The sequence below is a fragment of the Polyangium fumosum genome, from assembly GCF_005144585.1.
In the GTDB taxonomy this organism is placed as follows: Bacteria; Myxococcota_A; Polyangia; order Polyangiales; family Polyangiaceae; genus Polyangium; species Polyangium fumosum.
Map to the genome: position 1 here is coordinate 21,624 of NZ_SSMQ01000059.1, position 23,746 is coordinate 45,369.

The window sequence follows — 23,746 nt, forward strand, 5'->3', positions numbered from 1 at the left end:
CCCGGACCAGCCAGGGGCTGGACCCAAGCTCGATGAACTGCGCAATGCGCAGTTCATCGAACAGGCCCGGTCAAGACCGGCAGCGACGTTGCCAACCGAGACAGGCGCGCGGCCTTCCAGCGGGCCGGTGGCAAGACCATGGGGAGGTTCGCTGGCGTCGGTTCGATGAGCTGCGCGATACGCAGTTCATCGATGAGGCCGTGTCTTCAAGCTTGGGGGCCGAGCCCAAAGGCGATGGGGACGTGTGTGCGAGGGATAGGGGCATGTGTCCGAAGAGACGACGTCGAGCCTCCGGAGGTACGAGGCCGTGCCTTGGAGGAACGGGGACGTGCCTTGGAGGAACGGGGACGTGTCTCTGGGGCGTGCCGTCGAGCCTCCGGAGGTACGAGGCCGTGCCTTGGAGGAACGGGGACGATGGAAGGGGCGACGGGCTCGTGGCTTCGAGAGATGGGCACGATGCGGGAGACCATGGGCTCATCGCCCGAAGACCTACGGCCCCATCTCGTGGTGGGACGGAGCCGTGCTGTTTGGAGCGTGAGGCCACCACGTCACGCCACGACGTCCTGCGACGAGACGTTGGCCGCCGACCTATCAGCGCTGCGGCCTTTGGTAGGCAGGCTCATCCCTGGCCTTGACCGGCGGCGGCGTTCCCCCACCAAGACAGCCGCGCTGCGGCTTCTGCTGGCGCCCCGGCTTCTTCGTCGGCCTGTTTGAAAAACTGCGCATCGCGCAGTTTTTCAACCCTGGGTCCAGCGCCTCGCTGGTCCGGGGTCGAGGGGGCGGACAGCCCCTCGCGGGGTCCGGGGCAGCGCCCCGGGCGCGGCGCTTCCCAGGAGGAGACCCACGCTCAGCCCGTAGAGCAGCCTACTTTCCCGACGGCGTCCCCGATCGTTTCTCGGAAAAACCGTGCTCTTCGAGCTTCGCGTAGAGCTGCGGGCGCGGAATGCCGAGGAGCTTCGCCGCCAGGGTGCGGTTGCCGTCGGCTCGCTGGAGCGCGGACGCGAGCAAGTCTCGCTCCAGCCGGGCCACGGCCTCGCGCAGCGGTAGGCCGAGATAGCGGTTCATGGGCTCGGTCGGAGACGCGGGGGTCGCGAGCTCGGGCGGGAGCGCGCCTTCGTCGATGACCTCGCCGTGGCACATCTCCGCCGCGCGGCGAACCACCAGGAAAAGCTCGCGGACGTTGCCCGGCCAGTCGTGGCGCACGAGCGCGGCCATTGCTTCCTCGGAGATCGCGCGCGCGCGTGTCCCCACGATCGCCCGCGAGACGAGCAGCGGTACGTCGCTGCGGCGCTCGCGCAGCGGTGGAACGGCGATTTCGAGGACCGCGAGCTGGTAATAGAGCTCCGCGATCAGAGGGACCTCCGGCGAGCCAGACGCGAGCCGCACCAGCGTGACGACGCGGACCGGCGGCGATTCGGCGAGCCAGGCGGCGAACGCGCCTTGCGCCGCCGGCGCGAGATCCCCCGCGCCGTCGACGAGCAAGGTCCCGCCCGCGCGCGCGCCCGCGAGGAGCCCGCGAAGCTCGGCAGCGTCCGTCGACGGATCGACACGCACGACGACGAGCGGCTCGCTGGCGCGGCTCGAATACTCGTGGATCGCGCGGGCCACGAGCTCCTTGCCGGCGCCGGGCTCGCCCTTGACGAGGACGGGGGCCTGCGATCCGGCGGCGCGGCCGATGAGCTTCCAGACCGCGTGCATGGCCGCGCTCCGCCCCACGAGCGGCGTGCTCTCCGCGTGCGCCGGAGCGGCCGCCGGAGGCGCGCGCCGCTGCTTGACGGCGCGCGCGACGGTGGCGACGAGCCGCTGCAAATCGAAGGGTTTTGTCAGGTAATCGAAGGCCCCGTCGCGCATCGCCTCGATGGTGCGCTCGCCGTCGTCGTACGCGGTGGCCACGATCACGGGCAAATCGCGGTGTTTGCCCGTCCGGAGCTCGCGCAGGAGTTCGAGGCCGCTGCCGTCCTTGAGGCGGATGTCGACCAGGGCGCAGTCGAACGTGTTCGGCTCGTCGAGCCGCGTCCGCGCCTCGGCCAGGCTCGCGGCGGCGACGGTCGTGTGACCCACACGCGCCAGGGCCGTCGCGAGCCCGAGCCGGATGCCTTTTTCGTCGTCCACGATGAGCACGGTGCTCATGCCGCGCCTCCTTCGGCCGGAACGGAGAGCTCGAACCGCGTGACGCCGCCCTCGCGCTGGTAGGTGAGCCGCCCGCCGCTCGCCACCGCGATGGCCCGCGACACCGCGAGGCCGAGCCCCGTGCCCTCGGGTTTCGTCGTGAAAAATGGCTCGAAGAGCTCGGAGGCGCGATCTTCGGGGACGCCGTCGCCGTCATCCTCGACCGTCAGCACCGACAAGCCCCCGCGCCGCTCGATCTGCACGCGCACCTCGGCCCCCGCGGGCGACGCCTCGACGCCGTTCTTCACGAGGTTGTCCACGGCGCGCGCGCAAGCGTCGGGGTCGACGACGGCGCGCGCGCGGCCGCTCACGGCCAGGGAGACGCCTCGCTCCTTCGCCCAGGTCGAGAGCAACACGAGCCGCCGATCGACCACGTCCCGGAGCTCCGTGTCCACGCGCCGGCCGATCCGGCGGCCGCTGACGACCAGGAAATCCGTGAGGAGGCGATCGAGCCGCGTGATCTCTTCGTCCACCGCGTCGAGCTCCTGCGCGACCTCGGCCGGGACGCCCTCCGAGGTGCGCGCCATGTCGACGCGCAGCTTGATCGACGCGAGCGGGTTGCGGACCTCATGCGCGACGCCGGCGACGACCCGGCCGAGCGCGGCCAGGCGCTCCTTGCGGCCGAGCTCCTCGGCGAGCCGCTCCCGCTCGCGCTCGGCCGCGGCGAGGCTCGCCGCCAGGCTCGCGACGCCCTCGGCCACACTCGAAAGCTCGGCGAGCGCGGGGCGCGGGACCTCGGCCGTGAGATCCTCCTCCAGCGCCGCGAGCGAGCGCTTGAGCCCGCGCGCGCCGCGCGTGGCGGCGATCACGGTGCCGAGCGCGATCCCGCCAAGCAGCACGGTCGCCGACGTGAGGAGGCCTGCGATGAGGCGCCAGGTGCCGACGAGCTTGGACATCGACACGGTGTAGGCGACCCAGAGCAAACGACCGTCGGCGCTCCGCCGCGCGCCGAGGAAGAGCGTGCCTTCTTCGACGTCGAGCGCCCCGACCTCGGCGCGATCCCGCGGCGCCACGGCCGCGAGCGTGGAGAGCGCGCGATCGGCCTCGCCGGAGAGGCCCGAGCGAATCGGGATCGGCCCTCCCGGGATGGCCGGATCCTGGGCGGTGCCGCCGCGCAGCCCGAGCACGGTGAACCGCGCGGCGCCGCCGTCCGCGTCGGGCGCCTCGGCCCAGCGAGCGAGCTCGCGTTGCACGAGATCGCGGCCGCGCTCCAGGCGCTGCTCGCTCGACATACGGATGAGGCGGTTCACCGACACGACCGAGACCCCGAACACGAGCGAGGCCAGGATCGTGACGGCTCCGAGCAGCCACCTCAACGACACACGCGGGAGCCTCATCAGGGCGGACGAATGATGTCCCGAATCCTGACAGGTGTCATGGCCCGTGACGAAGCAGGGGACGGCCTCGATCGGGCCGAGCCTCGGCCCGCGGGGAGGCGGTAGAGGGGGAGGGCGAGGAAACGCTCGATGACGGTCCGAAGGTCGTTTTTCCCCACGCTGCTCGTCTCGCTTCTTTTGCTCTTCCCCCGCGGCGCGCGCGCCGGCTCGCTCACGCTCGAGCAAGCCGTACGGCAGGCGCTCGCGAGCCACGAGCGCGCCGGCAAGGCGCCGCTCCGCGTGAAGGCCGCCGAAGGCCAGCTCGACCGCGCGCGCGCGTCGTTCCTGCCGAGCCTGGTCGCGGGCGCGAACGCCACGCTGCGCGGGACCGAGGATCGGATCGGCCGCCAGCTCTTCGGCACGGGCACGATCACGCTCACGCAGCCCCTCTTGAACCCGTCTGCGATCCCGCAGTACACGCAGGCCAGGCGCCAGCTCGCGGCCGAGCGCTGGGGCGCCGTCGAGGATCGGCGCAGCCTCGCCTTCGACACGGCGCGCGCATTCCTCGTCGTGCTCACGCGCGAGCGCGTGCTCGAAGCGGCGACACGCCGGCTCGAACGGGCCCGCGCCAACCAGCAGAACGCTGACGCGCGCGCGCAGGCGGGCCTCGCGAGCACGAACGACGTGACGCGCGCGTTGCTCGAGACCACGGCGGCCGCACGGGAAGTGGCGCAGGCCGAGGGCAACGTCAGCACGGCCTACCTGGAGCTCGGGTTTCTCGTGGGAAGCCCGGTCACGGGGCCGCTCTCGGCGCCGGATCGCACGACACGCGCTGCGGAGAGCGGGGGCGTTCGGGCCGAGGACGAGGTCCGGCAAGCCGAGGCGCGAAGGCCGGATCTCCGCGCCGCCGAGGAGCGCACCGCGGCCCTCCGCGCATCGGCCCAGGAGCCGCTCTATCGCCTCGCGCCCACGCTCACGCTCTCGGCGCAGGTGCGCTTCAACCCCGCGCCCGCCCCGCCGGACACGACCCACGACGAGACGCTGCAATTGAACCTCACGTGGCCCATCTTCGACGCGGGCGCGCGCTACGGCGATCGCAAGACGCGCGTCGCGCAAGCCGAGAGCCAGGCCCTCGACGAGCGGCAGATCCGGCGGTCCGTGGCCACGGACATCGGCATCGCGCGGGCCACGCTGAAGGCCTCGCGCGAGAGCTACCGCATCGCCGAGGAGGCGGTCGCGGCGGCGAAGAAAAACACGGCCGAGACCGAGATCCTCTACCAGCAGGGGCTCGCGCGGGCGATCGAGCTCGTCGACGCGAACGCCCGCCGCTACGAGGCCGAGGTCTCCCTCGCCACGGCGAAGCTCGCGATGGAGCAGGCCTACCTGGAGCTGCGTTTCGCGCTCGGCCAAGGGCCCACCGACGACGACACCGAACGCGTTGCCCAGGCGGATGGAGGTGCGCAATGAAGCTCGCGCGTCTGCTCCTTTTGCTTTGCCTGCCCCTCGCCGTCGCCTGCAAAGGCAAGCCGACCGAAGGCGGCGCCTCCGGCGGAGGCAAGCCCGGCCGCGAAGGGGGCGGCCTCTCGTTCGCCGCCGACGTCATGCCCGTGGAGGCCAAGAAGGTCACCTACACGGTGAACGCGCCGGGCACGATCGAGGCCTTCGAGCGCGTCCAGGTCACGGCCCGCGTGGCCGGCGTCGTCGACCGCGTGGCCTTCACGGAGGGCCAAGAGGTCAAGAAGGGCGACGTCCTCGTGGTCATCGACTCGGAGCGGTACCTGCTCGCGGTGAACGGCGCCAAGGCGGCGCTCGCCAAGACGGAGGCCTCGGTCCGGGACATGGAGGCGATGGTCGCGCGGCGCGAGGGGGCGAGCGGCATGAACCCCGGCCTCATCCCGGGCGAGGAGCTCGAGAGCTACAAGAGCAAGGTCCTCACCGCGAAGGCCGATCGCGACATCGCCTTCCAGTCGCTCCGCAGCGCGCAGCTCAACCTGCGCGACTCGTCCGTGCGCGCGCCCATGGCCGGCGCGATCCAGACGCGCACCGTCGAGACGGGGCAATACGTGCAGGCAGGGTACGTGATGGCCACGCTGCTCCAGAGCGATCCGCTCCTCCTGCGCTTCCAGGTCGAGCCGCTCGAAGCGCCGCGCCTCAAGGTCGGGATGACGGCGACGTTCACGATGCGCGAGACGCTGCGGAAGTTCACCGCAAAGATCACGCTCATCGCGGCGGCCGCCGACCCGACGACGCACATGGTCGCGGTCACGGGCGAGGTGAACGACGAAGGCCACAAGTACTGGCTGCGCCCCGGCTCGTTCTGCGACGTCAGCGTCGACATCGGCGCCCAGCGCGAGGCGGTGACGATCCCGCGGCTCGCGGCGCGCGCCACCGACCACGGCTACGTCGCCTACGTCGTGGAGAACGGCGTCGCCAAGGAGCGCGTGCTCGCGCTCGGGATGAGCACGCAGGACGGCTGGGTCGAGGTCCGCTCCGGCCTCGCCGCGGGCGACGTGCTCGTCGTGCGGGGCGCCGAGGCGCTCACCGACGGCGCCAAGGTCCGGCCCACGACCCTCACGCCCGAGGCGCTGCTCACGGCCACCGCCCCGAGCGCCCGCCCACAGACTTCGAGCGCGCCGCCCCCGGCCGATCCTGCCTCGGGCGAGCCTGCGCCGAGCGCGCCCCCGACGCCGAGCGCATCGGCCAGCGCGGGGGTGCGGCCGTGAACCTCACCGACATCTCCATCAAGAACCCGGTCTTCGCCTGGATGCTCATGGCGTGCACGATCCTCTTCGGCATCGTCGCGGCCACGCGCATCGGCATCAGCCAGTACCCGGACGTCGACTACCCCAACATCAGCGTCAACCTCTCCTGGCCCGGTGCGTCTCCCTCGGCCGTCGAGCGCGAGATCGTCGAGCCGCTCGAACAGGCCCTCGCGCAGGTCGAGGGCGTCAAGGAGATCTCGTCCCAGGCGCGGCAGGGCTCGGCGCGGATCACGGCGAGCTTCGACATCTCGCGCAACGTCGACCTCGCGCTCCAGGACGTGCAGGCCAAGGTCGCGCAGGCCCAGCGGCAGCTCCCGCGCGACGTGCCTGCGGCCACCGTCTCCAAGTCGAACCCCGACGACACGCCCATCGTCACCGTCGGCGTCTCCGGCCCGTTTTCGCGCCAGCTCCTCGCCGACGTCGCCCGCTACCAGGTCCAGGAAAAACTCCAGACCGTGCCGGGCGTCGGTCAAATCACGCTGAACGGCTACCTCGATCGCAACATCCGCATCTGGCTCGACACGAGCCGCCTCGCGGAAAAAGGCGTCGTCGCGAGCGACGTCATCGACGGCATCCGCCGCGAGCACGTCGAGGTCCCGGGCGGCCAGCTCGAAGCAGGCGGCCGGCAGCTCAACGTCCGCCTCCTCGGCGAGGCGCTCGACGTCGACGCGCTGCGCAAGCTCGTGGTGCGCCACGTGAATAGCACGCCCGTCTACCTCGAAGACGTCGCCGTCGTGGAGGATGGCTTCGAGGACGTGAACTCCGTCGCGCGGCTCGACGGCATCCCCTTGCAGGCGCTCGGCGTGCTCAAGCAACGCGGGACGAACGCCGTCGCCGTGGCGAGCGCGGTGCGCGAGAAGGTCACGGAGATCCAGCGCAGCTTGCCCGAGGGGATGAAGGTCGAGGTCCTCTTCGACACGACGACCTTCATCGAGGAGTCGGTCCACGAAATCGAGATCGAGCTCGGCCTCGCGCTCATCCTCACGGCGCTCGTCTGCTGGCTCTTCCTCGGGTCGCTCTCCAGCACCGTCAACGTGATCCTGGCGATCCCGATGTCGCTGCTCGGCACCGTGGCGGTCGTCTACTTCCTCGGCTTCACGCTGAACACCTTTACCCTGCTCGGCCTCTCGCTCGCCGTCGGGCTCGTCGTCGACGACGCCGTGATGGTCATGGAGAACATCTACCGGCATGCCGAGATGGGGAAGGAGCGTGCCAAAGCCGCGGCCGACGGCACCAAAGAGATCACGTTCGCCGCGCTCGCGGCCACGATCGCCGTCATCGCGATCTTCCTCCCCGTCGTGTTCATGGGCGGCGTCATCGGCCGCTTCTTCTTCCAGTTCGGCGTGACGCTCTCGGTCGCCGTGATGCTCTCGTACTTCGAGGCGATCACGCTCGCGCCCGCCCGCTGCGCGCAGATCCTCGACACCTCGCGCGAGGGGCGGAGCGCCGTCGGCAGGGCCATGGATCGAGGCTTCTCCGCGCTCGAACGCGGCTACGGCCACGTGCTCGGCAAGGCGCTCGCGCACCCCTGGAAGGTCCTCCTCGGCGCGACGCTGCTCCTCGGCGCCACGGCGTTCATCGTCCCGCGCCTCGGCACCGAGTTCGTCCCCGCGCAGGACCAGAGCCGCCTCGACGTCCGCATCCAGACGGAGACCGGCACCAGCGTGCAAGCCGCCGCGCCGCTCTTGCAGCGGGCCGAGCAGAAGCTCGCAGCGCGGCCCGAGGTCACGCGGGTCCTCACCACGCTCTCGGCCTCGCGCGGCGTGATGAGCTTGACCCTCGTCCCGCCGAACGAACGCAAGCTCTCGGCGCAGGAGCTCGCGGCTCAGATCCGCCGTGAATTGCAGTCGATCGCGGGCATCCGCGCGTCCGTGCAGGATCCCTCGCAGCAGAGCTTCGGCGCGCAGCGCGGGTATCCGGTCGACTTCACGGTGCGCGGCGCGGACTGGGACACGCTCGTCACGGCGGCGATGCAGCTCAAGACCGACCTTGAAAAGAGCGGCACCGTGACGGACGTGACGACCGACTACCAGATCGGCGCGCCCGAGGTGCAGATCGTCCCGGATCGCCGCCGCGCCACGGATCTCGGCGTCCCGGTGAGCGATCTCGCGAACACGGTGAGCGCGCTCGTCGGCGGCAACATCGTCGGCAAGTTCTCCACCGGGGGCCGCCGCGTCGACATCCGCGTGCGCCTCCTCGCCACGCAACGCTCGCGCCCCGAGGACCTCGGCGAGATCCGGGTGCGGGCGCAGAATGGGACCACGATTCCGCTCTCGCTCGTCGTCTCGCAGAACGAGACGGCGGTGCTGCAATCGATCAACCGCGTCGATCGGGAGCGGGCGATCCGCATCTCGGGGAACGTGGCGCCGGGGCATTCGCAGATCCAGGCGATGAACACGGTGAAGGATCTCTCGAAGGCGCTGCCGCTCGGCTACCGGGCCGTGGCCGGCGGCCAGGCCTCGCAGTTCGACGAAACCACGGGGGGCCTCGTCTTCGCGCTCGTGATCGGGATCCTCGTCGCGTACATGGTGCTCGCGAGCCAGTTCAATTCGTTCCTGCACCCCGTCACGGTGCTGACGATTTTGCCCCTGGCGCTCTCAGGGGCGGCGATCGGCTTGTTCGTCACGGGCAAGACGCTGAACATCTTCAGCATGATCGGCGTGCTCTTGCTCATGGGCATCGTCAAGAAAAACTCCATTCTGCTCGTGGAGTACGCGAATCAAGTGCGCGAGCACGAGGGGTTGTCCGCGCACGAGGCCATGCGCAAGGCGGGGCCGCTGCGGCTGCGGCCGATCCTGATGACGACGATCGCGACGATGATGGCGGCCGTGCCGGCGGTGCTCGGCATCGGGCCGGGCACGGAGACGCGCAGCCCCATGGCCGTCGTCGTGCTCGGCGGGCTCACGGTGTCCACGCTGCTCAGCTTGCTCGTGGTGCCGGCGTTTTATCGGGTCGCCGATGACCTCAAAGAGAAGCTACGCCCGAAAGCGGCGCCCGCGGTGGAGGAGCAGACCTCCGGCTGAACTGACGACGAATCAGGCGCGCTCGCCGAGGCTTCGAATGGCCACGGCGAGCCCGTCGCGCAGCGTCGCGAGCGTACGCACGCGCGACAGATCGAGCCCCAACGAAAGAATGGTCTGCGCGACGACGGGCCGGATCCCGGTGATGAGCCCTTCGGCGCCGAGCAGGCGAACCGCGCCGAGGATCTTCAGGAGGTGGCCCGCGGTCGCCGTGTCCACCACATCGACGCCCGTGAGATCGAGAATGGCGAAGCGCGCTTGCGTACGTGACACCGCGGCGAGCAGATCCTCCGTCACGCGCGCCGCGCGGCGGCTGTCGACGACGCCGACCATGGGGACCGTCAGCACGCGATCCCATACCTGAATGATCGGGGTCTCGAGGTTCCGAATGACGTCCTGCTGCCGCTCGATGAGCGCGAGCTTGGTGGTGAGCTCGGCCTTCGTCCGCATCGCTTCCGTCACGTCCGAGGAGAGCGTGACGACCCCCGTCACGCGCCCCTGGCCGTCATGCGTCGGCATGTGCCAGTTTTCCCAGACGATCCCATGCGCCTCCGTGATCTCGTGGGCCGGCGCGCCGGCGAGGGCTTTTCGGAGACCGGCGTTGCTCCCCGCGAGCACCTCGAACACGTTTTGACCGAGAAACTGGCCGCGCTGGTGCCCGACCTGGTCGAGCGCCTTGCCGTCGTGGAAGGTGAACGTGCCCTGGGCGTCGACGGCCCACACCACGATATCGAGGTGATCGAGAAGGACACGGAGCACCTGCGCCATGGCGAGCTTGTGGTTGGGCCCCTCGGAGGGCGGCGCCTCGTCGGGGACCCCCTTGGCGAGGCGCGCTTCGAGCTCCGCCACGCGCGCCCGCAGCGCCTTGCACTCCTGCTCCAGATCGTGGTTCGACACGGGCCTCCCGTCCGCGATCCGCGGGTCGCCTGTCGACCAGGGACATCGGCGCGGAAAGGGATATTGCAGCATATCCCCGTGAACCTGGTTTGATGCCCGTGTGAAGGATCGTGAAGGGAGGTGTCGGGACGGCTCCTTTGCCGCACCACGGAGCCATCACGCCCTCCCTTTTCGGCCCCCGAAATGCCGCCGGTTGCCGCCCCTCCACGCCTGTCCAAGGCGCTCCAAGCACGATTCCCACGCTGATCCAATCTGTGCCACGCCTGGCGCCCGTGCCGCGCCCCCGATGCGCGCCGCCCCTTGCTCGTCGGAGATTCCCCGGGGCACGACCGTTGCTCGGCCGCCCGGCATGAAACGTAGCATTCTGCGGCACGCCGCTTTCTTGCTCCTCTCGGCCTCGAGCGCCTCGGCGCTCTGGGCTTGTGGTGATATCAGCGACGGCCATCAACATCCGGTCCCCGGCAGCGGCGGACAGGGCGGCGGTGGACAGGGCGGCGTTGGCCCCGGCGGTGGAGATCAGGGCGGCGGTGGAGAGGGCGGGACCGGCGGGTTCGCCTGGCCCGTCGATACCTATCCCATTTCGATCACGCCGTCCGATGCCTGGAAAAACCAGATCTCGTACCCCTACGACCCCTTCCTCTCGGAGCCCAACGGAAGCAGCCTGGATGGCGGCGTCCGGTGGATCAAATTCACCGTCCTGATGCACGACCCGACGAAGGTGTATTTCCAGGAAAGCTACGCGTACCCATTCCACGCGCCCTTCGCCGTCGAGCGCCTCGATCCCTTCTTCGGCATGTCGATCGCCGAATACAACGACGTCTCGCTGCACGCCGAAGGCCAGAAGGCCATCCTCGGCGCCGTGCTCATCCCGCCCGATCCGGCGCGCTTCCCGGAGTACGGCATCCAGCTCGTCCGGCAGGACGCCTACGACCCCGAGATGGCACGTGTCGTCCTCGATCTCGTGAAAAAGAACGTCGTGGCCGAGACGGAGGTGACGCCGTTTTATTTCCCCACGTACGAGCAAAACGCCTCGGCGCAGGAGAACAAGGGCTTCTTCGCCAATGCCGGCTTCCCCGTGAGCAGCGTCGATCGGTGGCTCGGGGGCAACCAATGTTATGCGATGGGCTGGGCGCTCGGCAAGCTCCGGTACGTGCCCACCGATCAGATCGAGGCCGCTTACACGAGCGGGACGTTGAAATCGGAGGACATCCTCCTCACCGACGCGATCCCCGCCGAATTGCCTTATCTCGCGGGGATCGTCTCCCTCTCGCCGTCGACGCCGAATGCGCACACCGCCATCCTCGCGACCTCGTTCGGCATCCCGTTCGTGTACCTCGCGAGCGAGGCGGAGCGCGCGCAGGCCAAGGCCCTCGACGGCAAGGAGATCATCCTGCGCGCCAAGAACCAGTACGGCCGCTGCGACGCCGCGCTCTTCGACATGGACGGCGCGCTCACGGCCGCCGATCGTGACGCGCTGCTCGCGCAGAAAAAGCCGGCGCCTCTCGCCTTCTCGCCCAAGCAGACGCTCGGCGCGATCGTCCGGAACACCAACGATCTCGGCCCGGCCGACATCGTTCATTTCGGCGGCAAGGCGGCCAATTACGGCCTGCTCCGCGACGCGATCCCGAACGATTCCCAGGAGGCCCTCGCGCTCTCGTTCGACCTCTGGGACGGCTTCCTCGATCAGACCATGCCGGGCGGGAAAACGCTGCGGCAGGAGATCGGCGAGCGGCTCGCGAGTTACCAGTACCCGCCGAACCTCGCCGCCCTCAAGGTCGATCTCGCCGCCATTCGCGCCCGGATCGAGGACGACGCGGCCTTCTCGGATGCCCAGCGGCAAGCGGTCGTCGCCGCGCTCGCCTCGTTCGATCCCGCGCGCAAGATCCGCTTCCGCAGCTCGACCAACGTCGAAGACAGCGACGCATTCACGGGCGCCGGGCTCTACGACAGCGCGAGCGGCTGCCTCGCCGACGACACCGACGCGGACACCACGGGCCCGAGCCATTGCGACGCGTCCCAGAACAGCGAGCGCGGCGTGTTCCGCGCGCTCCAGAAGGTGTACGCGAGCTTCTACAACGACAACGCCTTCATCGCGCGCCTGCTCTACGGCGTGAACGAGAGCGAGATCGGCATGGGCGTGCTCGTCCATTACTCCTACCCGGACGAGGACGAGCTCGCGAACGGCGTGGCGACGAACGTGCGCCGCGCCGATCCCATCGACGACATGAAAATCGTCTCGCAGGTCGGCGCGCTCAGCGTGACGAACCCCGAGGGCGGCGCGCTCCCCGAGGTCGTCCACGGCTTCCATTCCCAGTGGGGCGACTCGTTCGCGACCATCGCCGGATCGAGCCTCGTGCCGCTCGGGGGCCACGTCATGGAGTGGGACAGCGATTACGTGAAGCTCGGCGGGTTGCTCGGCAAGGTGGCGGATCGGTTCGCCGAGGTCCATCCCAGCAAGACGACGTTCGCGCTCGATTACGAGTACAAGAAGATGAAACCCAACGGGGCGCTGCTCATCAAGCAGGTGCGCGAGCTGCCGCTGCCGGACGACAACGCCTCGCTCACGCCCTTCCTCGTCCCCGGGCCCCGCGTGCTCTGCACGCTCCAGGGCGAGCAAAGCGACGTCTTTGCCCTCCATCGACTGAAGCTGCGCGCTTCGCTCCGGGCGCGTACGGGGTTCGTCGACGCGGCGAGCCTCGCGGCCGAGACGTTGTACGGCGACGTCACGTTCACCTACCTCTCCGCGAATGGCGTTTCGACCCTCACGGGCAATCCCGGGACGTGGCCCTCGGCTGCGCACAGCTTCATGGCGGATCAGACGCTCGATCTCTTCACGTCGGGCAACGGCGCGGACGCGCGGACCCTCGAGCTCTCGACGGGCTCCGTGCCCACGCTGCTCCCGCCGTCCGACGGCCCGATCCTCGCGCTTCGTGACCTGGAGATCCAGCTCGCGGCGGAGTACACGACGCCGGTCCCCTATGTCGACTGGGATGGCGTGCCGGCGAAACGCACGCGGGACGAGGCCATTCGCCTCACCACGTGCATGGACGAGGGACCCCTCCCGTCGGGCGCGTCCTTGCAGACCCGGACGATGGAAGCAGGCGGCGTGAAAATCGTGACGAAGTATTACTGGCCGTCGCCGCCGACCGGCGTCGTCGCCGGCTACACCGCCCCGCTCCTGCGCTGGGAGGAGACGCGGATCGAGGGCCTCACGGCGGCGCCCATCGTGCTCAAGGGGCATTTCTCGCAGACGTACCGGCCGCAGCACCACAACTTCAGCGAGGATTTCATGTTCGAGCCGGCCCTCGAAGAGGGTTTGCCCGCGAACGTGCTCGCCGAGCTCACGGCGAAGGGGATTCGTCAGATCTACGTGCTCGGCACCACGATCGGCACGATCGACCCCGCCGGACAGGTCAAGCCGCTCTGAGTGCGGCCTTCCGCGCCCGCGCGTGATCAGCGCGCGGGCGCGACGAAATACGTCGCCACCTCGATCGCATCTTCGGTCTTGCTCGCGGGCGTGGCAGGCGCGATCGTAGCTCCACCACACGCCGTCATGAGGATCCCGGTCCGAACCGCACCGATCGCACTCGTTTTCATGCGCATGACCTTCTCCTGTGTCGAAGGCGCCCCGTGAAAGACCCGCGGGTCGCCTGGGACGACGTTCATTTGTTCCTCGCCGTGGCGCGCGCCGGCACGCTGAGCGCCGCCGGACCGCGGCTCGGCCTCACGCAGCCCACGGCGGGCCGGCGGCTCCGCGCGCTGGAAGAATCCGTCGGCGTCACGCTCTTCCAGCGCACGCCGCGCGGATTTCGCCTCACGGAAGCGGGGGAGGCGATGTTCCGTCACGCCGAGCGCATGGAGCACGAAGCCGTGGCCCTCGAGCGACGCCTCTTCGGCGAGACGCGCGAGACGGGCGGCGTGCTCCGCATCTCGACGAGCGAGTGGTTCGCGCGGCACGTCCTCGGCCCCGTGCTCGCCGCGTTCAGCCGCGAGCATCCCCGCGTCACCGTCGAAGTCGTGGCCGAGTCACGCCTCCTCGACCTCGATCGGCAAGAGGCCGACCTGGTCTTTCGTTTCATCGCGTTCGACCGCGCGGACATCGTGCAGCGCAAGCTCACGCAAATCCGGTATGGCCTCTACGCCGCGCAAACGTACCTCGACGCGCGCGGCGCGCCCGACACGCACGGCGGCGAGGGACACGCGATCGTCACGATGGATCGCGCATTCGACGCGCTCGCCGACGTCGCGTGGCTCCGCGCGCGGTTCCCCGGCGCGCACGCCACCGTGCGGAGCAACAGCCGTGACGTGCAGGCCGCCGCGTGCGTACACGGCGCCGGCCTCGCCGTCTTGCCGAGGGTCATCGGAGATGCGCTCCCGCTCGTGCGCCTCGACGTCGGAGAAGAGCCGCCCGGCCGTACCATCTGGCTCGGCTACCATCGCGACCTCAAGGGCCTCCCGCGCCTCCGCGCGCTCGCCGACCACGTGCACGCCTCCGTGCCGAAGACGCTCTGACGTCAGAAGCCGGCGAGCACGCTCTTGCCGATCGCCTTGCCACTCTCGATCGTGGCGTGAACCTTCTTCAGCGTCGCCGCATCGATACGGCCGGCCCGCTCGGTCAGCGTCGTGCGGAGGACGCCCGCGTCGACGAGCGCCGAGACTTCTTCGAGCAGGCGATGCTGCTCGATCATGTCGTTCGTCTGGAAGATCGACCGCGTGAACATGAGCTCCCAGCCGACCATCACGCTCTTGCGCTTGAAGGGTACGATGTCGAAGGACTTCGGATCGTCGATCAGCACCACGCGTCCCTGCGGAGCGACAGCCTTGGCGATTGCGTCCTGGTGCCGATCGCTCGCGGTCAGCCCCGCCACGTACGGCACGTGTGGAATTCCAAGCTCCGCCAATCCTGCATCGAGCGGCTGCGTGTGATCGATGACGTGATGGGCGCCCATGTCGAGGACCCATTGTTTCGTCTCCGGCCGTGAGGCCGTCGCGATGACCGTGAGCCCCGTCAGGCGCCGCGCGATCTGAATGAGGATCGAGCCCACGCCGCCCGCGCCGTTGATGACGAGGAGCGAGCCCGCCTGCGCCTTGCGACCATACGGAACGCCGAGCCTGTCAAAAAGCAGCTCCCACGCGGTGATCGCGGTGAGCGGGAGCGCCGCGGCTTCGGCGAAATCGAGGGACTTCGGCTTGCGCCCCACGAGCCGTTCGTCGACGAGGTGCTTTTCGGCATTCGTGCCGGGTCTCCCGATGGCGCCTGCATAAAAGACCTCGTCTCCCGGGCGGAACAAAGTCACGTCCGGCCCGACCGCTTCGACGACGCCCGACGCGTCCCAGCCGAGCACACGCGGGCTGCCGTCCTCGGACTTGAAGCTCGCGCGAATTTTCACGTCGACGGGGTTCACGGACACCGCGTGGACACGGACGAGGAGGTCACGCCCGGTGGCTTTCGGCTCGGGGAGCTCGACGTCGACGAGGGAATGGTCCGCGGTGATGGGGAGAGGTTGGTGGGTGCCGACGGCCTTCATGGGGACGACTCCTTGGTTCGTGGAGGTGCCGCGCATCTTTGGGCCTTCCGGTCCGCCGCGCGAGGCCCGTGTGCGCATGCCGGCCATGCGCCAGCGCATGGCGCGAAGGGGACGTCGTGACAAGCCCGCGAAGGCGCTGGTGTCAAGCATCGAGCTGAGGTACGAGGCCTCGTGATCAGCGATGGAATGCGCGCCGAAGCCTCCGTCTGGATGCTCGAAACGTATCGACCGCCGCTCGCCGTTCTCGCGGAGCGCCTGGCCTCGACGGATCCAGCCGAGGCGCTCGCGGCCGCAAATGCGCTCGCGGAGCGGGCGAGGGAAGGGAAAGACGATCCGCAAGCACTCGCGGCGTGCGTGCCGGCAGACCTCCTCGCGCTGACACACGACGCGCAGCGGGTCCTCGCCGAGCTCGCGGTCATGGGTTTGCCCCTTGTGATCCCCAAGCTCCCCGCAGACCTTCCGCCCGCGCTCGCGTGCCGTTTTCGATGCGCAGCGCTGCTCGCCTCCCCCGAGCGCCTGCCGCTCGACGAGGCGTCGCCGCTGGATCTCCACGCCGTCGCGGATGCGCCCGTCGAACGGGCCCTCGCGTCGGGGCTCTGGATCCGCGCGGCTGCTCATGCACGGCCCGCGATGCACGATCACGCCATTACCTTCGCGCGCGCCGGGCTTTTCCGTGCGGTCCTCTCGCCGGTCGAACCAGCGGAGGTGCTTTGGGACATCGCGCGCCGCTCGTCGGATGCCGTGGCCACACGCGCGCTGGGCCTCCTCGCCGAGCCCTGGGCGCAGGGTTTGCCCTGTCCGCCGCTCGCCGCGTGGTTGCACGGAGAGGAGGTCGCGCTCGCGGCGCTGCGCCTCGCGGCCTCGCGCAGGGATACGGCGTGGGTGCGGCGATTCGCGACGTGCGAGGACGTGGCCCGCAGCGTTCGGCGCGCGGCGCTCGTGGCGCTCGGCGCGCTCGGCGCGGTCGAGGATGTCGAGCTGCTCCTCGTGCTGGCCGAGGACGAGCCGGCCGGCGGGGGACCCGAGGCGATCGAGGCGATGTGTTGCCTCAAGCGGCGCGGAATCTCCCCGGATGAAGACCAGGCATGCCGCGCGATCGAGCTCGCGCTCCGCTACGAGGTCTTGCCGATCGAGCCTCTCGTGGAATGCACGAGCAGCCGGGCCGACGCGCTCGTCGCGACGATCGACGAATGCATCTCCTGCGGCGCGTCCAAGGCGCGAGCCGCACGTTTGCTCGCCGCCTTCGGGACACGGCGGACCCTCGCGCGCCTTCTCGAAATGGCAGAACAAGCTGCAGATCCGATCCTGTCGCGGTCTGCGATTCGCGAGCTCGGCTGGCTGGAGGAGCGATCGGCCGAGCCCGTGCTCCTCGCGAGGCTCGACGCAGAACCCGAAGCATGCCTGTTTGCCCTCGGTCGCCTCGGCGGCGCGGCCACGGCAGAGCGATTGCGAAGCCTCCTCGAGGGCGCGCCGCCTCCCTGGCTCTCGGCCGGGCTGCGTGTTCTTTTTCGGTTGGATCCGTCCCCGAGCGTGCTCTCCGCGGCGGCCGAACATGGCGCGATCTCCGCCGAGACGCTCGATGCATTGCAGGCACACGCGAGCGCCGAGCAAATCGACGCGCTCGCTGCCATTGCCAAAGCCCCCGGGCATCCCTTTCGCGCCTCGGCGATCGGCGCGCTCGGCCGTACGGGCGGGCCCCTCGCGATCGACCCGCTCGCCGCGCTGCTGACGGACGGCGACGAAGAGATCCGCGCGCTCTGCAAGGCCGCGCTGCGCACGCTGGGACAACGCCTCGCCATTCCGGATCCGCCGCTCGCATGCCTGGAAGGGGCGACGGATCCGGGCGCCGCGCTCGTGGCGGAGGCGGCGCTGCGGAGGTTGCGTCGGCGGTCCGAATCCGTCGCCGAAACGACGCTCCTGCTCGACGCCGTCTTCGGGTACAACCATCCGCACCTCGTTCGTGTGGTTCGTCCGCTTCTGCGCCGGGACAACCCCGAGATACGCAAACGCGCGATCGCCTGCCTTTCGGCCGCGGGGCCCGCTTGCGCGGCCTGGCTTTTCCCTTCGCTGAGCAGGGACGTCCCCCTCCCGGTCGCGCGCCAGGCCTTGCTCGCCCTCGGGAATGCGGCCGTGCCCGGCCTCGGCGGGGCGATCGCCGCGTGGCTCTCGCATCCCAACATGAATTTGAAAAAAGCGGCCGCCGAGGCGCTCGCCCGGAGCCGCGATTCCGACGCGATCCCGGCGCTCGTCGACGTGCTCGCAGTGCACGATCAGCCGGGGCTCCGGGAGCTCGCGGAGCGGGCGCTCCGGGCCATCGCGGGTCCCTTTTTTCGCTCGCTGATCGTCGAGAGGATCGCCGCGACAAAGGAGCCACGCCGCGAAGATTTGCTCGCGTCCACGATCGCGCGTGATGTCGCCCCGGAGGAGCTCGCCGCGCTCGTCGCCCGCCGGCCGAATCTCCCGAAGGTCCTCGTTCTGCATACCTATGCAGCGAATGCGGAGAATGCCGCCGACCTGGACGCCGCGCTCCGGCGCCATGGCGTTCGTGATCGCATTCCACACGAGACCGATGTCGCGCCGGAGAGCCCGCTGCGGGCCGGCCTCGCGGGTGCCGAGGCGGAGCGATGCATCACGGAGCTGCGAAGGACAATCCGCGAGGCACCCTTCCTCGACAAACCTTCCCCCGACCTCGTCGCGTGCGTTCGAGCGGCGGCCGAACGGGCGGGCACGATCGGCGCGCGGCTCGCCGTCCCCGAGCAGCGCGTCCTTTCTGCGCTGCTCCCGCAGCTCGACCGTGTGACGCGCAAGGACGCCCTCGCCCTGCTCGCCACGACGACGGATCCCTTTGTTTCCAGCCGCGTGCTCCCTTTCATCGACATGGAAGAGGAAATCGACCCGCGCCACGCGCCGCTGCTTGCTGCCGTGCTCCGCCAAAGCGGCCCCGAGGCCGCGCGTTCCCGAAGCGCGGATCCACGCCCCGCCGTACGCGCCCAGGCGGCGCTCGTGCTCCGGCTCGCAGGGGAGGGAACACTTGCATTCACACCTCCGAGCGAGCGAGCCGCATTGCTTCAAGCCTGGATCGATGCGGGTCGCGAAAACGACCTCCTCGCGGCGCTGGAGGGCCGGGACGCGCTGCCGCTCGTGCAGGTCGCAAAGCTCGTCGCCGATCGCTCCGGTGCCGCCGCGGCGTGGGCGCTCGCAGAGCGATGGGCGGCCGCGCGTCCCGCGGAGCGAACGCCGAGCCTCGTCGATCTCGCGTTCCTCGGCGAAATCGCAGGCTCCGCGCTCCGCGCGCTCGCGCAGGGCGAGACGCGCGGCGAGGTCCGGCAGCGCGCGATCACGGAGCTATTCCGCGCACGCCGTGCAGACCGCGCATTCCTCCGGCCCTTGCTCGCCGATGCGCACCCCGGCGTCCGCGAAGCCGCGGCGGCTGCGCTGATCCACGCTGGAGATCACGACGATCGCGCCTACGTGCTCGGCACATGGCTCGCGGGCGCCATTCGCGGATCGTTCACCATGACGCTCGATGAGCAGGATACGCCTGCCGTTGCAAAGGCCGTCGCCGACGCGGCGACCGAGGCCGCGCAGCTCCGCGTCTTGGGTCCCGTGACCGCATTGCCCCCGGGCTCCCGCATTCCGCTGCTGCTCGCGCTCCATTCGTCCCCACATCCGCGCGTCGCTGGAGCGGCCTGCGATTCGTTGCGCTCGCTCCCGGCAGCGCACGTCCTCCCGCATGTCGAACCCCGTCTCCGCGCCGGGGATCTTTCTTTGCTCGATACCATCGGCGCAGCGGGCGCCGTCCCCAGGCGCCTCGCAGACCTCGCGCGCACGTCGGACGACGCCGCGGCGTGGGTTCGCTTTGGCCTGCGCGCAGCGGGCGGCGGCGTTCTTTATGCGGCCGGCCTCGGAGCCACGATCGCAGCGTGGGCCTCGACGTCCCCGTCTCCCGCGGCGGCGCTCTCCCTCCTCGCGCGCCTCGCCGATTGGTACGACGAACGCCACGCGCGGGCGCTTTGCCGCGCCCTCGAGCCGGCGCTCTCCGGCGCGCGTCGCGATGCCGTGCTCGGCTCCCTTCTCGAAGCGCTCCGCGAGCAACCCCCCGAGCTCGTTTCGCGGGTGCTCTCGGGCATCGTTCGTCCCACCGATACATTGGCCCTGCAGCTCCTCGCCGAGGCCGAGGCGCGATCGCCCGGCCTCCTCGACCTCCTCGCCCCTGCATTACGCAGCGCCGTGGAGCGCGCGCTCGATACGGCGCTCGCCACGGCCGGTCCGGAAGCCGCGCGCCGCTTGCTCACCTATTTCGCAGGTCGCGCCGATCGTCCCTCCGAACGCGAGCGTGTCCTCACCATGCTGGAACGGCACGTCCGCTCCTCCGAACGCCGCGTGAGCCTCCACGCCCACCGCCTGCTCCGCACGCTGGCGCCACGCGAACGTTATCTCCGCGCCACCCGCGCGCTGCTCGACGACCCCGATCCCACGACCCTCCGGCTTGCGATCCGCGTCCTCGCATTCGGCGGGGATGCGGACTCTACCGCTGCTATCGCGGCTCGCTTGTTTCATCCGCACGCGGGCGTCTCGCGCGCGGCCCGCGCAGGCCTGCTCGCGCTCGGGGAAGCGGCCGTGCCGCCGCTGCTCGGCGCCCGCAGCCACCTGCGGCCCGATCGCCGCGCGGCGCTCGACGCCGTGCTCGACGAGATCCGGAGCCTCACCGCTGGAAACACCGCGCGCTGATCCCACCACGCGCCGGGACAATCGACCTCGACCAGAATGTGCAAGGCGGAGCGGTCGCGAGGGAAAAAAGAGAGGAGGCAAACCAAGACCGACCCCAGCAGCCGAACCGACGCGGGGGCCCCTTCGCAAGGCTGCAAGTGCTCCATCCGTCAGGTATGTAGAAGGGGAAAGGTTGGCGACGTGCACGATGGAACGAGCGACTTGAACGCGCCGGGGGCAGGGGCCACGTTGCGCGAAATGCTCGGGCCGAAGGGGAGCGGCCTCTCGCTCCTGGACAGCCTTGGGGCGATCGTCTGGCTCGCCGACGCGACGGAGCTGTCGTTGTCCTTCCTGAATCGCCAGGCCAGCGCGCTGCTCGGCCTGCCGCGGAGCGATGCGCAGTCGGCCTCGTGCGTCCTGTCCCGGGTTCATCGCGACGATCGGGCGCACCTCCGCGACGTATGCCAAGCCGTCGCCTCGACCGGCACGAGCCGCCCGGTCGATTACCGCATCGCCTCCGCCAGCGGACAGCTCGTCCCCCTGTCGGGCCACGTGCACGCCGTACGAGCGGAGAGCGGCGACGCGCTCCTGGCCCTCGCTTTCGTGGGGCTTGTCGCTCCCGGACAAACGCCGGCGCCAAGGCCGGACGGCGCGGCGGACAAGGCCCACGAGCACGGGAGCCGCGCCGAGGACGGCCAGCGGGACGTGCACGCGGCCGGAGGACCTCTGAGCGTCCGACGCGCGACCCGCTTGAGTCGCATCGAGGACATCATCGACAACATCGATGGCATCGTGTGGGAGGTCGACGCGGACACGTTCTCCTTCACCTACGTCAGCGCGCACGCCGAGCAGATCCTCGGATACACCGTCGCGCAGTGGCTCGCGGAGCCGACGTTCTGGGTGGACCACATCCACCCGGACGACCGCCATTGGTGCGTGGCGCTCTGCAAAGAGGCGACGGCCCGAGGGGAGCCCCATCGATTCGAGTACCGGATGATCGCCGCGGACGGCCGGGTCGTATGGCTGCGGGACTATGTCCGCGTGGTGCTCGACCAGGGCCGGCCCGCCAGGCTGCGCGGCGTGATGGTCGACATCACCGAGTGGAAGGACGTGCAGGGGGAGCTCGAAAAGACGGTCTCGCTCCTGCGCACGACCCTCGATTCGACCGCGGATGGGATCCTCGTCACGGCGTCGGACGGATCGACCATCAATGCCTACAACCAGCAGTTCGTGGAGATGTGGCGGCTGCCGCTGTCCATCCTCGAGCAAGGGAGCGACGAGCAGGCCTTGGCCTCCGTCCTCGATCAAATCGCCGATCCGGCCTCGTTCCATGCCAAGGTGCGGTGGCTCTACCAGTCGCCGGAGGAGGAGAGCTACGATATCGTCGCGTTCAAGGACGGTCGCCTCTTCGAGCGTTATTCGCGCCCGCAGCGGATCGGGCGGGACGTCATCGGCAGGGTGTGGAGCTTCCGCGACGTCTCGCGGCGTTTTCGCGCCGAGGCGGAGCGCGACCGGCTGCTGGTCGAGGAGCGCCGCTTGCGGGCCGACGCGGAGCGCGCGCACGGTCGTATGGCCTTCCTCGCCGAGGCGAGCCGCAAGCTCGCCGCCGCGCCGCTCGACATGGATCGGACGCTCGCGGCGGTCGTCGAGCTCGTCGTCCCGTCCCTGGCCCGGTGGTGCGCGTTCGTCCTGCCCGAAGGCATCGGCGCGCGCGCCGAACCCACGACGGCGGCGACACACGAGAGCGCGACGATCGACGATCGCCTCTGTCCGCTGCTCCGCCGTTATCTGCCGGGCGCCGACGATCCGATAGGCTTCACGCAGGTGCTTCGCTCGGGCGAGCCCCTCCTCGCGTCGATCGTCCCCGACGAGGCGCTCCTCGCCGTCGCGCGCGACGAGGCGCACCTCGCGCTCCTGCGCGCCCTCGGCGCCACGCCGCGGATGCTCGTGCCTCTCCTGATCCAGGGGCGCGCGATGGGCGTGCTCGCCATGGGCGCGAGGCCCCTCGGCAGCCATTTCTCGCCGGAGGATCAAGCCCTCGTCGAGGAGCTCGGCAGGCGGTGCTCCACGGCGCTCGAGAACATGCGCCTTTATGGCGAAGTGCAGGAAGCCCTGCGCCGCAAGGAAGAGTCGCTGGCGCTGCTCGACACGTTGTTCACGAGCGCCCCCGTGGGGCTCGCCTTCCTCGACAGGGACATGCGGTATGTCCGGAGCAACCGGGCCCTCGCGGTGGGCATTCATCGACGGTCGCCGGAGGAGGAAATCGGAATGACGCCCCACCAGGCGATTCCGGAGCTCGCCGCGCGCGTCGAGCCCTACATTCGCCGCGTCCTCGAAACGGGAAAGCCGCTCGTCGGCGTGGAGATCTCGGCCCGGATCCCGGCGGATCCCGACCACGACCGGCACTGGCTCGCGAGTTATTATCCGGTCCGGACCGCGCGGGGCGATCTGCTCGGCGTGGGCGTCGTCGTCGTGGATCTGACGGATCAGAAATGCGCCGAGGAGGTGCGCGCGAAGCTCTACCAGGAGGCGCAGGAGGCCATCCGCGTGCGGGACGATTTCCTCTCCATCGCGTCCCACGAGCTCAAGACGCCGCTCGCCACGCTGACGTTGCGCCTCGAGCAGATATCCCGCCGCCTCCGCGATGGGCAGCCCGTGGACAAGGAGCCACTCGTCCGGGCGCTCGCGCAGATCGGCCGGCTGACGGCGCTCACGAATGACCTGCTCGACGTCTCGCGTATCGCGGCCGGTCGGCTCACGATCCGGGCGGAGCAAGTGGCGCTCGCGGATCTCGCCCGCGAGGCGGTGGCGAATGCGGCCGTGGGCTTGCAGAAGCACACGATCGAGATCGTCGAGCCCTTCGAGGACCTCGTCGTGGTGGCCGATCGCGGCCGTCTCGCGCAGGTCCTCGGAAACCTCCTCGACAACGCGATCAAATACTCGCCCGCCGGCGGCACGATTCGCGTCGCGCTGTCGAAGCGCGACCGCGAGGCCGTCCTGTCCGTCACCGATCCCGGCATCGGGATCCCGAGAGAGCAGCAAGGGATGCTCTTCGAGCGTTATTTCCGCGCGCGGAACGCGCCCATTACATCGTACGGCGGGCTCGGGCTCGGCCTCTACATTTGCCGCGACATCGTCGAGCGGCACGGCGGACGCATCTGGACGCAAAGCGAGGTCGGGCAGGGCTCGACCTTCACGATCGCGCTCCCGCTCGAAGGCCGCCCGCAAGAAGAACAGGCGCGTCCAGGTTGACAGACGAATGAGGACGCGCGGTCGGGGCAGAGGAGCGGGTCCTCCGAGCGTCCTCCGAGCGCCAGCCCAGACGGCCTTCCTCCGCGCCGCGG

The 23,746-nt window shown here is 70.0% G+C and carries 12 protein-coding genes; 7 read left to right on the forward strand and 5 right to left on the reverse strand.

Features of this window, described 5'->3' with window-relative positions:
- Nucleotides 1-864 precede the first annotated feature (864 nt).
- Nucleotides 865-2,130: a sigma-54-dependent transcriptional regulator gene (locus E8A74_RS38680; protein WP_136934126.1), complete on the reverse strand. Its 1,266-nt coding sequence runs from the start codon at nucleotides 2,128-2,130 to the stop codon at nucleotides 865-867.
- On the reverse strand, nucleotides 2,127-3,491 hold the full coding sequence (locus E8A74_RS38685) for a sensor histidine kinase (protein WP_136934127.1): 1,365 nt from the start codon (nucleotides 3,489-3,491) through the stop codon (nucleotides 2,127-2,129). Before E8A74_RS38685 ends, E8A74_RS38680 begins: the two co-directional genes overlap by 4 nt.
- Nucleotides 3,492-3,635: 144 nt before the next feature.
- Here E8A74_RS38685 and E8A74_RS38690 point away from each other — a divergent pair, with 144 nt between their 5' ends.
- Genes E8A74_RS38690 through E8A74_RS38700 form a run of 3 tightly spaced genes read left to right on the forward strand, consistent with a single transcriptional unit; the run spans nucleotide 3,636 to nucleotide 9,270 of the window.
- Entirely contained in the window at nucleotides 3,636-4,952 is a 1,317-nt protein-coding gene (locus tag E8A74_RS38690; RefSeq protein ID WP_136934128.1) for a TolC family protein, read from the forward strand.
- Complete coding sequence (locus E8A74_RS38695; RefSeq protein WP_136934129.1) at nucleotides 4,949-6,208, forward strand: efflux RND transporter periplasmic adaptor subunit; 1,260 nt, start codon at nucleotides 4,949-4,951, stop codon at nucleotides 6,206-6,208. Before E8A74_RS38690 ends, E8A74_RS38695 begins: the two co-directional genes overlap by 4 nt.
- Nucleotides 6,205-9,270: an efflux RND transporter permease subunit gene (locus E8A74_RS38700; RefSeq protein WP_136934130.1), complete on the forward strand. Its 3,066-nt coding sequence runs from the start codon at nucleotides 6,205-6,207 to the stop codon at nucleotides 9,268-9,270. The genes E8A74_RS38695 and E8A74_RS38700 overlap by 4 nt, the downstream gene beginning before the upstream one ends.
- A gap of 12 nt (nucleotides 9,271-9,282) precedes the next feature.
- Here the strand turns inward: E8A74_RS38700 and E8A74_RS38705 are convergent, their stop codons facing one another.
- Nucleotides 9,283-10,164, reverse strand: a complete 882-nt coding sequence (locus E8A74_RS38705; RefSeq protein ID WP_232379939.1) for an STAS domain-containing protein — start codon at nucleotides 10,162-10,164, stop codon at nucleotides 9,283-9,285.
- A 349-nt stretch (nucleotides 10,165-10,513) separates the two neighbouring features.
- Between E8A74_RS38705 and E8A74_RS55700 the strand changes: the two genes are divergently transcribed.
- On the forward strand, nucleotides 10,514-13,591 hold the full coding sequence (locus E8A74_RS55700; protein ID WP_136934131.1) for a PEP/pyruvate-binding domain-containing protein: 3,078 nt from the start codon (nucleotides 10,514-10,516) through the stop codon (nucleotides 13,589-13,591).
- Nucleotides 13,592-13,617: 26 nt separating this feature from the next.
- On the opposite strand, the gene E8A74_RS53225 is transcribed toward E8A74_RS55700, so the two are convergent.
- The gene (locus tag E8A74_RS53225; RefSeq protein WP_170229697.1) at nucleotides 13,618-13,761 is read right to left on the reverse strand and encodes a hypothetical protein; all 144 of its coding nucleotides are present in this window, start codon (nucleotides 13,759-13,761) and stop codon (nucleotides 13,618-13,620) included.
- 33 nt (nucleotides 13,762-13,794) lie between these two features.
- Between E8A74_RS53225 and E8A74_RS38715 the strand changes: the two genes are divergently transcribed.
- Nucleotides 13,795-14,676, forward strand: coding sequence for a LysR family transcriptional regulator (locus tag E8A74_RS38715; protein ID WP_136934132.1), 882 nt, complete (start codon nucleotides 13,795-13,797; stop codon nucleotides 14,674-14,676).
- A 2-nt stretch (nucleotides 14,677-14,678) separates the two neighbouring features.
- Here the strand turns inward: E8A74_RS38715 and E8A74_RS38720 are convergent, their stop codons facing one another.
- Nucleotides 14,679-15,692, reverse strand: a complete 1,014-nt coding sequence (locus E8A74_RS38720) for a zinc-binding alcohol dehydrogenase family protein (RefSeq protein WP_136934133.1) — start codon at nucleotides 15,690-15,692, stop codon at nucleotides 14,679-14,681.
- A 171-nt stretch (nucleotides 15,693-15,863) separates the two neighbouring features.
- On the opposite strand from E8A74_RS38720, the gene E8A74_RS38725 reads away from it, so the two are divergent.
- Entirely contained in the window at nucleotides 15,864-20,423 is a 4,560-nt protein-coding gene (locus E8A74_RS38725) for a HEAT repeat domain-containing protein (protein ID WP_136934134.1), read from the forward strand.
- 180 nt (nucleotides 20,424-20,603) lie between these two features.
- Nucleotides 20,604-23,654, forward strand: coding sequence for an ATP-binding protein (locus E8A74_RS38730; protein WP_170229698.1), 3,051 nt, complete (start codon nucleotides 20,604-20,606; stop codon nucleotides 23,652-23,654).
- Nucleotides 23,655-23,746: the final 92 nt, after the last annotated feature.

What these genes read in the sequence shown, in the direction of transcription:
- E8A74_RS38720 (WP_136934133.1), bottom strand. Translation starts at nt 15,692, where the DNA reads ATGAAGGCCGTCGGCACCCACCAACCTCTCCCCATCACCGCGGACCAT.
- E8A74_RS38695 (WP_136934129.1), top strand. Translation starts at nt 4,949, where the DNA reads ATGAAGCTCGCGCGTCTGCTCCTTTTGCTTTGCCTGCCCCTCGCCGTC.
- E8A74_RS38680 (WP_136934126.1), bottom strand. Translation starts at nt 2,130, where the DNA reads ATGAGCACCGTGCTCATCGTGGACGACGAAAAAGGCATCCGGCTCGGG.
- E8A74_RS38690 (WP_136934128.1), top strand. Translation starts at nt 3,636, where the DNA reads ATGACGGTCCGAAGGTCGTTTTTCCCCACGCTGCTCGTCTCGCTTCTT.
- E8A74_RS53225 (WP_170229697.1), bottom strand. Translation starts at nt 13,761, where the DNA reads ATGAAAACGAGTGCGATCGGTGCGGTTCGGACCGGGATCCTCATGACG.
- E8A74_RS55700 (WP_136934131.1), top strand. Translation starts at nt 10,514, where the DNA reads ATGAAACGTAGCATTCTGCGGCACGCCGCTTTCTTGCTCCTCTCGGCC.